General features: G+C 32.8%; 9 protein-coding genes. 7 read left to right on the top strand and 2 right to left on the bottom strand.

Annotated features, from left to right (window positions below; all coding sequences use genetic code 11):
* The first annotated feature begins 90 nt into the window (after positions 1–90).
* Both ACEW8E_RS06625 and ACEW8E_RS06620 read left to right on the top strand, forming a co-directional pair.
* Complete coding sequence (locus ACEW8E_RS06625; RefSeq protein WP_373479550.1) at positions 91–3,243, top strand: valine--tRNA ligase; 3,153 nt, start codon at positions 91–93, stop codon at positions 3,241–3,243.
* 14 nt (positions 3,244–3,257) lie between these two features.
* On the top strand, positions 3,258–3,797 hold the full coding sequence (locus tag ACEW8E_RS06620; RefSeq protein ID WP_373479549.1) for a hypothetical protein: 540 nt from the start codon (positions 3,258–3,260) through the stop codon (positions 3,795–3,797).
* Position 3,798: 1 nt separating this feature from the next.
* Here the strand turns inward: ACEW8E_RS06620 and ACEW8E_RS06615 are convergent, their stop codons facing one another.
* Positions 3,799–4,881, bottom strand: coding sequence for a PIN/TRAM domain-containing protein (locus ACEW8E_RS06615; RefSeq protein WP_373479548.1), 1,083 nt, complete (start codon positions 4,879–4,881; stop codon positions 3,799–3,801).
* Between the two features lie 313 nt (positions 4,882–5,194).
* Here ACEW8E_RS06615 and galE point away from each other — a divergent pair, with 313 nt between their 5' ends.
* The 5 genes from galE to rpmA all read left to right on the top strand — a co-directional run bounded on the left by galE (position 5,195) and on the right by rpmA (position 9,650).
* A complete protein-coding gene (gene galE / locus ACEW8E_RS06610; RefSeq protein WP_373479547.1) occupies positions 5,195–6,169 on the top strand; it encodes a UDP-glucose 4-epimerase GalE in 975 nt (324 codons plus the stop codon).
* Between the two features lie 430 nt (positions 6,170–6,599).
* Entirely contained in the window at positions 6,600–7,373 is a 774-nt protein-coding gene (locus ACEW8E_RS06605; RefSeq protein ID WP_373479546.1) for an ABC transporter permease, read from the top strand.
* 47 nt (positions 7,374–7,420) lie between these two features.
* Entirely contained in the window at positions 7,421–8,695 is a 1,275-nt protein-coding gene (locus ACEW8E_RS06600; protein ID WP_373479545.1) for a sensor histidine kinase, read from the top strand.
* Between the two features lie 248 nt (positions 8,696–8,943).
* The gene (gene rplU / locus ACEW8E_RS06595) at positions 8,944–9,321 is read left to right on the top strand and encodes a 50S ribosomal protein L21 (protein ID WP_373479544.1); all 378 of its coding nucleotides are present in this window, start codon (positions 8,944–8,946) and stop codon (positions 9,319–9,321) included.
* Between the two features lie 53 nt (positions 9,322–9,374).
* Positions 9,375–9,650: a 50S ribosomal protein L27 gene (gene rpmA / locus ACEW8E_RS06590; RefSeq protein WP_373479543.1), complete on the top strand. Its 276-nt coding sequence runs from the start codon at positions 9,375–9,377 to the stop codon at positions 9,648–9,650.
* A 55-nt stretch (positions 9,651–9,705) separates the two neighbouring features.
* On the opposite strand, the gene ACEW8E_RS06585 is transcribed toward rpmA, so the two are convergent.
* Entirely contained in the window at positions 9,706–11,397 is a 1,692-nt protein-coding gene (locus ACEW8E_RS06585) for a SulP family inorganic anion transporter (protein WP_373479542.1), read from the bottom strand.
* Positions 11,398–11,570: the final 173 nt, after the last annotated feature.

The following is an 11,570-nucleotide window of genomic DNA, read 5'->3' as shown; positions in this document are numbered from 1 at the left end:
TGATGAATTACCATGACAGTTGATAATTGAGAGGGAATAACTGATAATGAGAAAAACATTAATATTAAAACTTATATAAATTCTTATTTTATGACTGATTCTCACCCTATATTACCTCCTCAATACGAACCTCAAACCACCGAAGCTAAATGGCAGGAATTTTGGCGACAAAACGAAACCTTTAAAGCTAATCCAAATAATGAGGGAGAGGCTTATGCTATTGTCATTCCTCCTCCTAACGTTACAGGAAAGTTGCACATGGGACATGCTTTTAATACATCCCTGATTGATACCTTAATTCGTTACCATCGCATGACAGGGAAAAATACCCTTTGTTTACCCGGTACAGATCATGCTAGTATTGCGGTACAGACAATTATTGAAAAACAACTCAAAGAAGAAGGTAAAACTCGTTACGACTTAGGGAGAGAGAAATTTTTAGAGAAGGCTTGGCAATGGAGAGAAGAATCAGGAGGGGCGATTGTTAACCAACTACAAAGGTTAGGTTTATCGGCAGATTGGAGTAGAGAAAGATTCACCCTTGATGAAAATTTATGCACCGCCGTTAAAAGTGCCTTCATTAAACTATATGAAGAAGGGTTAATCTATAGAGGAAAGTATATGGTTAACTGGTGTCCAGAATCTCAATCCGCCGTATCTGATTTGGAGGTAGAAAATAAAGAAGTTGACGGTAATTTATGGCATTTGCGTTATCCATTGACAGAAGGCGATGAATACTTAGAAGTGGCTACCACACGCCCCGAAACCATGTTAGGAGACACCGCCGTAGCTGTTAACCCTAATGATGAGCGTTATCAACATCTTATCGGTAAAACCCTTATTTTACCCATCACTTTTAGAGAAATTCCCATTATCGCCGATGATTTTGTAGATCCAACTTTCGGCACAGGATGTGTTAAAGTAACACCAGCACATGATCCTAACGATTTTCAGATGGGTAAGCGTCATGATCTACCTTTTATCAATATTTTAAACAAAGACGGTACAATTAACGAAAACGGTGGTGAATTTCAAGGGCAAGATAGATTTGAAGCACGGAAAAATGTTGTTAATCGTCTTAATGATGAACAATTTTTAGTCAAAGTTGAGCCCTATCGTCATAGTGTACCTTATAGTGATCGAGGAAAAGTACCCGTTGAGCCTCTTATTTCTACTCAATGGTATGTGAAAATTGAACCTTTAGCCCAAAATGCTTTACAAGAATTAGATAATAATCACTCTCCTCATTTTGTACCGGAAAGATGGCAAAAAGTCTATCGAGATTGGCTAGTAAAAATTCAAGATTGGTGCATTTCTCGTCAACTTTGGTGGGGACATCAAATTCCTGCTTGGTATATTATTAGTAAAACTGGAGGAGAAATTACCGATGAGACTCCTTTTGTTGTAGCATTTGATGAAATTTCTGCGAGTGACAAAGCCGTTGAGCAATACGGAGAAGATATAATCATAACTCAAGATCCAGATGTGCTTGATACATGGTTTTCTTCTGGATTATGGCCTTTTTCTACCATGGGTTGGCCCAATGATACCGATGATTTAGCTAGATATTATCCTAACACAACTTTAGTAACAGGATTTGATATTATCTTTTTTTGGGTAGCCCGAATGACGATGATGTCAGGTCACTTTACTGATAAAATGCCTTTTAAAGATGTTTATATTCACGGCTTGGTAAGGGATGAAAACGGCAAAAAAATGTCAAAATCCGCCAATAATGGTATTGATCCTTTATTATTAAGCAATAAATACGGTACAGATGCCCTAAGATATACTTTAATTCGTGAAGTGGCAGGGGCGGGGCAAGATATTAGTTTACAATATAATCGAGAAACTGATGAGTCGGAATCTGTGGAAGCTAGTCGTAATTTTGCCAATAAATTATGGAATGCTGCCCGTTTTGTGTTGATGAATTTAGAAGGTAAAACTCCCCAACAGTTAAGTTATCCGAATTTACAGCAGTTAGAATTATCCGATAGGTGGATACTTTCAAGATTTAACCAAGTTATCAAACAAACAAGAGAAAATATCGAGAATTATGGATTAGGAGAAGCAGCAAAAGGATTATATGAATTTATCTGGGGTGATTTTTGCGACTCTTACATCGAATTAGTAAAAACTCGTTTATGGATAAAAGGAGAATCTTCTTCTCGTGTGGTAGCACAACAAACTTTGGCTTATGTATTAGAAGGTATATTAAAACTTTTACATCCTTTTATGCCTCATATCACCGAAGAAATTTGGCACACTTTAACCCAAAATAACAATGATAGTTTAGCCTTACAATCTTTTCCTGAAGTTGACGAATTAATCAATTTATCTCCTCTTGTAAATACTCCTTTGATGACTATAAATGAAAGTGAGGATGGTAAAATTATTAAATTAGGTAATCAAGTTGTTAATCTATTACCAGATCAAGTTAGCGGATTTATTCGTAAATATCAACAACCTTTTACTCTATTATCGATAATTTTTATTACTTTCGTCGTTTTACAGTTAATTACTTCTATTCTCACCGCTATTCATGATTTTCCTCTCTTAGCACCCTTTTTACAATTATTGGGATTATTATATGGTTTATGGTTTACTTATCAAAATCTACTATTTGCCGAATCCAGAGGAAAAACTTTCGGCAGGTTAAACAACTTCAAACAAGAAATTTTTGGCTATTCTTCCACTGATAACGGGATAAAAATAGAATTGCCTTCCTCAACTTTTCCTATTATTACTACGGTGATTGATGAAGACTTAGAAAACAGTTTTAGTCTTTTATTTGAGACAATTCGGGGGATTCGTAACCTCCGCGCGGAGGCAGAAATAAAACCGGGTGTTAAGGTTAACGCTATTTTACACTCAAAAAATGACATTGAAAGGGCAATTTTAAATCAAACCCAAAGTTATATCAAAGAGTTAGCAAAAGTTGAAAACCTCACCATTACGGATAGTTTAACAGAAGAAGTATCAAAGGCAATTGCTACGGTTGTTGGTACAATTCAAATATTGATACCTTTAGACGGTATTATTAATTTAGAGAAATTAATTACTAAACTAGAGAAAAAACTCAGTAAAATTGAGGGAGAAATTAAGTCTTTAGAAGGTAGATTAAATAATCCTAACTTTATCAATAAAGCACCTCAAGATATTATTGACACAGCACAAAATGCCTTAACTGAAAGTAAAATTCAAGGAGAAATTCTGCAAAAACGTATTGACTTACTAAGATAATTAAAGAATGAGTAATGAGTAATGGGTTTAGTTATTTATTACTCTTGACTTTTTTCGTTGTTAATTGTTCACTGTTAATTGTTCATTGTAAAATGTTATATCTTGCTCAAGTTACTAGAAATATTGCGTCAGGGAATTTAGAACTACATTTACTTGCAGTAGAAGAATCTAAACTACAATGGACATTGTGTCACGAAAATTTTTTACCTTTAAATTCAGACTCTGAAGTAACTTTTGTCGAAGGATTATTGCTTTTATTACAATTAGATGAAAATAACCACATAATTCGTTGTCGAGATGCGAAAGACTGGGTGTTAAATTTAGTGAGGGAGTATTTAGTGGAAGGACATTCTAACGCTAATCTTAACATTCCTGAAGAACAAAATCGTATTGAAAAATGGAGACAAGAGTTAACCTCTCAAAGTCAAGATTTAACTCGCATACGCCTAGAAATAGAAACTCGGCGAGAAGAATTACAACAATTGGAGGAAAATTTGCATTTCGAGAGAGAAAAACTCAAGGGAAACAATGAAACTAAGGAATTTAATAACTAAGTTAAGAAGCAACCGTAGAGACACTGGTTTTAGCAAAAATCATTCTACCCGCTGAAGTTTGTAAAGCAGAAGTAACAGTAACTCTTAATTCTTCTCCAACATGATTATTGGCGTCTTCTACCACCACCATTGTACCATCTTCTAAGTAACCAATACCTTGAGTTGGTTCTTTGCCATTTTTAAGAATTTTTAAGTCGATATAATCCCCCGGAAGATAAATCGGGCGCACGGCTTGCGCTAAATCGTTAACATTAAGAATGAGGATTTTCTGCAAACTCGCTACTTTACTTAAATTAAAATCATTGGTAATTAACATGGCGTTAATGTCATGGGCTAAATGTAATAGTTTTGCATCCACTGTAGTTACATCTTCATATTCCGCAGGGTGAATAACGATGGTTTCAGGATATTCTACTTGCATTTGATTGAGAATATCTAAACCTCTTCTTCCTCTGACTCTTTTTTGATCATTTGTGGCATCAGCTAATTGTTGCAATTCCTGTAAGATAAACTGGGGCACTAAAATTTGCCCTTCCACAAAACCAGTGGATAAAAGTTGTTGAATTCTACCGTCAATAATGCAACTGGTATCAAGAATTTTGGTAGCAACGGGTTTTAAAGTGCCTTCTGCTACTAACATAGATTCGATACTGTTAGGATTAATTAAACGCAAAAAAGTGCGCCCATGAGTATCCGCTAAAGATATTCCTAATACGGCGAAAATCACACTGCCTAAAATTGCCATCATCGGTTTAATGAAGCTAAAGTTACCCGGAATTGGTAAGAGAAAAATTGGTGCTAACATTAAATTGGCTAATAATAACCCGATGACTAAACCTATTGCTCTTGTAATGATAACTTCTATGGGTGTTTTACGGATTTTTTGCTCTAAACGACGATATGTAGTTTGGGCAACTAAACCTAAAGCTAAACCTATAATAGAAGCAAATCCCGCCGCTAACCACCGTAATGCTTGAATATTAGAAATTTGATTTTGAATATCCGCAGGTAAAATTTGAATCACATCAAAGCCTATACCCGCAAAGGCGAAAATAAAAATACCAATAATAATTATATCAATCATAAAATTTGATCCTAAATTTGGACATAGATAATTTATTATAGTCTCTCACTTACTGTTAATCTGTTAAGAAGAGTTAATGTACGATCTATTTTAACTTTTATCCTTATTTTTTTTGCGGATTTTATCTTCCTTTTCTTTCTCTTCATGTGTGTAACAATATATTCTTCCTAAATTATTTATGATAATTTTCGATATTTTTGATAGCTATAGCTGATAACTGATTACTAATTAAACATGATTATTTCTCACGACTCAGAGGATACCTATAGTATAATTAGCAAGTTTTATTGACATAATTTTAGATATTTTCATTATGACTATTTTAATTACAGGCGGTGCTGGTTATATTGGTTCTCATACTGTTAAACTTTTCAAAAGTAAGGGTTATGATCTTCTTGTCTTCGATAATCTAGTTTATGGTCATCAATATATCATAGATAAATTAAATGTTAATTTTATTCATGGTGACTTGTGCGATCGCCAATTATTAGCTAAAATCTTTCAAGAGTATAATATTGAAGCAGTCATTCATTTTGCCGCCTATGCTTATGTAGGAGAATCTATGGAAAATCCAGCTAAGTATTATCGTAATAACGTGGTTTCTACTCTTAACCTATTGGAAGCGATGGAATCCGCGGGGGTAAAAAATATTGTTTTTTCCTCTACTTGTGCAACCTATGGAATACCTAAGGAGATTCCGATTACCGAAAGTCACTCTCAAAATCCTATCAATACCTATGGTTATACAAAATTAGTGGTAGAGAAGATGTTAGCAGATTTTCAACGGGCTTATAATTGGGAATATGTAGCCTTTCGTTATTTTAATGCGGCTGGTGCTTCCGTTGATGGTTTAATTGGAGAAGATCATGATCCTGAACCTCATTTGATTCCTTTAGTATTATATACAGCTTTAGGAAAACGAGATTCAATTTTTATTTTAGGAGATGATTATCCTACCCCTGATGGCACTTGTATTCGTGATTATATTCATGTGGAAGATTTAGCCTCCGCTCATTTATTAGGTTTAGAATACCTCTTAAAAGGCGGTAAAAGTGATGTTTTCAACCTAGGCAATGGTAACGGTTTTTCTGTCAAAGAAGTTATTGAAGCTGCCAAAAAAGTCACCCAAAAAGATTTTAACATACAAATTGGCGATCGCAGAGTTGGAGATCCGCCGATGTTAGTAGGAAGTAGTGAAAAAGCTAGAAAAATATTAGGTTGGAATCCTCAATATCCAGACATTGAGACAATTATTAGTCATGCTTGGCAATGGCATCAAAATAATTAGGTATTAGGTATTAGGTATTAGGTATTAGGTATTAGGTTTTAAAGAATTAGTTTATAGACATCAAATTACTAATGGTTTTTTCTTTTAGTTAATTTATTTATTAGACTATTTAATATCATTCTCTGTTTCTTTTTTAATTCCTATTAAGAGGGTGAAACCAATTCACCTCTAAAGTATTCCTCGTTTCCTTTATCACCCTGATAATATCCTTTAAAATGTTTAATTTTTTACTGAATAAATTATCAAATTAGGTTAATTAATTAAGATGTTTAACAATAAAATTTTATAAGATAATTCTTTATTATGAAAGATTATAATTATAAATTATCTCAGTTGATCATGAATATTTAGGAATAAATAAAGACTTTTAGTGTTAATGGTAACTCATTGGTTAAAATACTAATTAGCTAACTTAATATGCAAAACACTAATGAATATTAATCGAATTTTTGCCATCGCTAGTAATGGTTTTCGGGAAGTAATTAGAGATCGTATTTTATATGTAATCGGTTTTTTTGTACTGTTACTGATTTTAGCTTCCCGTATTTTACCTCCCATTGCGGTTAGTACTGATGAAAAAATATTCTTAGACTTAGGTATTGGCGCTATTAGTTTTTTAGGTGCTATTGTTGCAATTTTTGTAGGCACAGGATTAATCAATAAAGAAATTGAAAAAAAAACTGTCTTAATATTAGTACCAAAACCTCTAACTACCACAGAATTTATTATCGGGAAACATCTAGGCTTATCAGGAGTATTGGTGGTATTAATTACTACCATGACGATGATATATTTTGCTTTAATGAGTTTATTGCAGATTAATTATCCTTTACAAAGTTTGTTAATCGCTATGGCTTATATTTTCCTAGAATTAGCCTTATTAACCGCTATTGCCATGACGTTTGGGGTTTTTACTAGCTCAATTTTAGCAACTCTTTTGAGCTTTGGTGTGTATATAATGGGACACTTAAGTAGAGATCTGTTACAATTAGGTAAAATCACTGAGAATCCGAGTATTGAAAAAATAACTAAAATTCTGTTTTTAATCTTACCCGATTTAGCTCGATTAAACTTAAAAAATGAAGCTGTTTACAATATTTTACCTAACACGGGGGAATTAATTAGTAGCTTAATCTATGCAATCTTGTATATCATATTATTATTAAGCATTACTATTTTTATCTTTTCTCGCCGACAATTCTAACAGTTGTTTATTGCCTTTTATTTTTATCTAATAAAACTCCGTTTAATATGCAAAACAACCTTATTTTCAACAAGATTAATTATAGAAAAATTAATGATAATTTGCTTTCTTTATTAGAAACTTCTGACAATATTGATTATTTTTGTCAATGTTGCGATGAAATGTTATCTGAATACTTGAAGCTAAATATTTTTATTATTATTGATACAGTTATAGATAAATTTGAAGAAATAAAGGTTGTTTATAGTAAAGAAAATAACACCCCATATCAAGAATATTTACATAAGATTTATAATCAGCTTATTGCATCTCGAGAAAAATGTTTAAATAATGATAATTTAAAAAGAGAAAATAATTTTTTAAATAGTCAAGATCAAAAGTATGATCAAATAAATTATATCGATATTTTACCTTTAAATTTTAAAAAAAAAGCCTTAGGTTATTTATTATTAGAAGTAGAAATTTTTGATTATTCAGAAATTGAAGTAAAAAAAGTCTTAAATATAATAACCCAATATTTAGCTATTTATTTATATCAAATATCCATAGAAAATAAAGAAAAAGACTTACAAAAAGAAGAAGAAAAACTAAAAAAAAGTAAAGAAAATCAAAGTAAATATTTATCTTATATGAATCATGAATTAAGAACCCCTCTCGTTGCTATAATAGAGTTTTCTAAAATGTTACAGCAAAAAATATATGGTGATTTAAACCCAAAACAAGATCAATATATAGATGCTATTTATCAATCAGGAAAATATTTATTAGATTTAATTAATGATTTATTAGATATATCTAAAATAGAAGCAAAAAAAGAAGATTTAGTCATTGAAAAAATATTGGTAAATGAGTTATGCGAATCATCTTTAGCTTTAATAAAAACCAAAGCTGACGAGGAAAATTTACAATTAATATTAACTATAGCTAATGATGTAAAATATTGTTATGTAGATCAACGTCGCATCAAACAAGTATTATTAAATTTACTCTCTAATGCGGTAAAATTTACCGAAGTTGGTTCAATTACTTTAGATGTAAAACAAGAAAATAACTATTTAAAATTTAATATTATTGATACGGGTATTGGTATTAATTTAAAATATCAACAACAATTATTTCAACCTTTTTTTCAATTAAATACTCCCTTACATCGTCACCATCGAGGCACAGGTTTAGGTTTAGTTATTGCTAGAGAATTAGCAAGACTTCACGGAGGAGATATTACCCTTATTTCAGAAGAGAATAAAGGTAGTTGTTTTACGTTATCTCTACCTATTTTAGATCCTAATTCAAAAATTATTTCCATTAATGAATCTTTTTAATACCCACTAATTCAGATGTTATTTAATAGGTATCAGGTATTTGTTATGGAGAAAGCTAATCTTAACTGGGGTTGCTGAAAAAAAATACAATGAGACAAAACAAAACCTTAGCTATTGACATAGTTTAAACTGTCATGATAGAATTAACGGTTGTGTCTTAAATCTTGTTCGGATCAGGTAAGACATTATATAAAGCAGAAAAATAAAAGTCTGCTACCTGTACGGCAGTAAATAAAAAGGAAATTAATATGACTTATGCGGTAATTGAAATCTGCGGTAAACAAGTTAAAGTTGAGCCGGGTAGATTTTATGATTTAGATAAAATTGATGTAGAGTTAGACGGTGAATTAGTGATTGATAAAGTATTATTAATTCACCATGAAGATCAAATTCATATTGGACAACCTTACGTTGAAGGTGCTACTGTAGGTAGTACTGTTATTGGTCATCGTCGGGGTAAAAAGGTTATCGTTTATAAAATGCAACCTAAAAAGAAAACCCGTAAAAAAAGAGGGCATAGACAGGAATTAAGCCGTTTATTGATTAAATCTATCAGTTTAGGTGATAATGTCTTAGCTGAAAAAGAAATTGACATCAAAGAAGCTGAAGTTACCCTTGAGGCTTAAGATTAAGCACAATAGATTAACAAATAAAAGAAATTTACTAGGAGTATAATTTAATGGCACATAAGAAGGGTACAGGTAGTACAAGAAACGGGAGAGATTCTAATTCTAAGCGCTTAGGCGTTAAACGTTACGGTGGTGAAACTGTTAAAGCTGGTAATATTTTAGTTCGTCAACGTGGTACTAAAATCTATCCAGGTAATAATGTTGGTATCGGTAAAGATGACACTCTTTTTGCCCTTGTAGAAGGAATTGTCACTTTTGAATATAAAACCGCTAGTCGTAAAAAAGTCAGTGTTTATCCTGTAGTTGCTCAAACTGAAGTAGCTTAAATAATAGAAGATAGTAGATAGTTGATGATTCTTACTATCTACTATCTTCTATCTCCTAATTATTATTAACGGTTAATCCTGCATTATAGTCTTGGCTTTCTTTTTCTCTGACAATAGTTAAACCTTCTTGTAAAGCCATCAGTTTGTCATTCATCCAATGATATTCAGGAATCAAACCTACAATACCTAATTTTTCAAGACGATTTTTAACTTTCCCCGTTGCACCTACCACAATAACATCATGAGTATTCTCTACAGCTTCTCTAATGGCATTTTCTAAGGCTAGAGAAGATGTTACTCCTAATAAAGGTACTTCTGTTAAATCAATAATCAAAACATCATAATTGGCGATCGCATTATGTTCTCTGGAGATGGCTTTAGCAACACCAAAAATCATAGGGCCACTTAAGTGGAAGTATAACACACGACCTGCGGCTAAGTCTAGGACTTGTTTTTCTTCAGAATTAAGAATAATTTGATCATCTGCTGTGCTAATAATTTTAACGGATTTAGATCGCAACTCCGATAATTTATCAATAGTTAAAACGTTAGCGATAAAGACACCTACACCAACGGCAACCATCAAATCAACAAAAACCGTAAGAATAATTACCCCGTAAACAATGGCGGCGGCTTTCCATGAAATTTTATGAACTCGTTTGAGAAAACCCCAGTCCATAATATTAATACCCACTTTAAAAGCGATACCAGCTAAGACAGCTAAAGGAATACTAGAAGTTAAAGGTGCTGCCCATACTACCACCACAAATAAAACGATGGCACGAGTTAAACCAGATAATGCTGTGGTTGCACCAGTTTGAATATTAACCACTGTGCCCATAGTAGCACCTGCACCAGCAATCCCACCAAATAAACCAGAGAATAAATTACCTAAACCTTGCCCAATTAACTCTTTATTAGAATCATGCTCCGTACGAGTTAAACTATCAGCAACCACAGAAGTTAATAAAGCATCAATACAGCCTAACATTCCTAAAACTAACGCATTAAATACCATCGTGCGTAGTTGACTAGGTTCAAAAGTAGGTATTTGTAAAGCGGGTAAACCAGTGGGAATTTCTCCAATACGACGAATATCAGCGTCTCCAAAAAACACTATAGATGCTACAGTACAACCAACTAAGGCTAATAACTGAGGTGGGACAATACGCTTATATTTAGAAGGTACAGCATAAAGAATAACTACTGTTACCACCGCCAAAACAGTTTCCAGAGGATTAATATTAGACAGCAAATTCGGAATATTTTGAATTGTACCTATAACACCACCTTTAGGATTAGCTTGACCTAAAAAAGGTGCAATTTGCAAGATAACTAGGATTAAACCGATACCCGTCATAAACCCTGAAATAACGGTATAGGGCATCATAGTAACGTATTTACCCAACTTTAAAAAGCCGAATAAAATTTGAAATAATCCTGCCATCATCACTACGGTAAAAGCTACAGCCATGCCATTTTCTGGATTAGTAGCGATGGCATTAGCAATTATCGCCGTCATTACCACCGTCATAGGTCCTGTAGGCTCTGAGATTAAAGTAGGAGTACCACCAAATAAAGCGGCGAAAAACCCCACTAATACTGCACCCCATAAACCAGCAGATGCACCAGCACCAGAAGCGATACCAAAGGCTAAAGCCATGGGCAAAGCGATGACGGCGGCGGTTAAACCACCAAATACATCCCCTTGAATATTGCGAAAATTTATTTTATTTGTTATCTGCACTTAGGTTTTCCTCTTTAATTGAAATAATTAATTATCAGTAGAGTCTATCATAGAAAAAACTCAATATTTTTTTAAATATAAATAGAAAAAAGTCTATATTGAATATGATAAGGTATCGGCGTAAGAATGAAAAGTCAGTAATCTTGATATTTTTAAATAATTTAGATAACTTT

The organism is Geminocystis sp. (genome assembly GCF_041753295.1).
Classification (GTDB): domain Bacteria; phylum Cyanobacteriota; class Cyanobacteriia; order Cyanobacteriales; family Cyanobacteriaceae; genus Geminocystis.
This window is presented reverse-complemented; position numbering and strand designations above follow the sequence as displayed.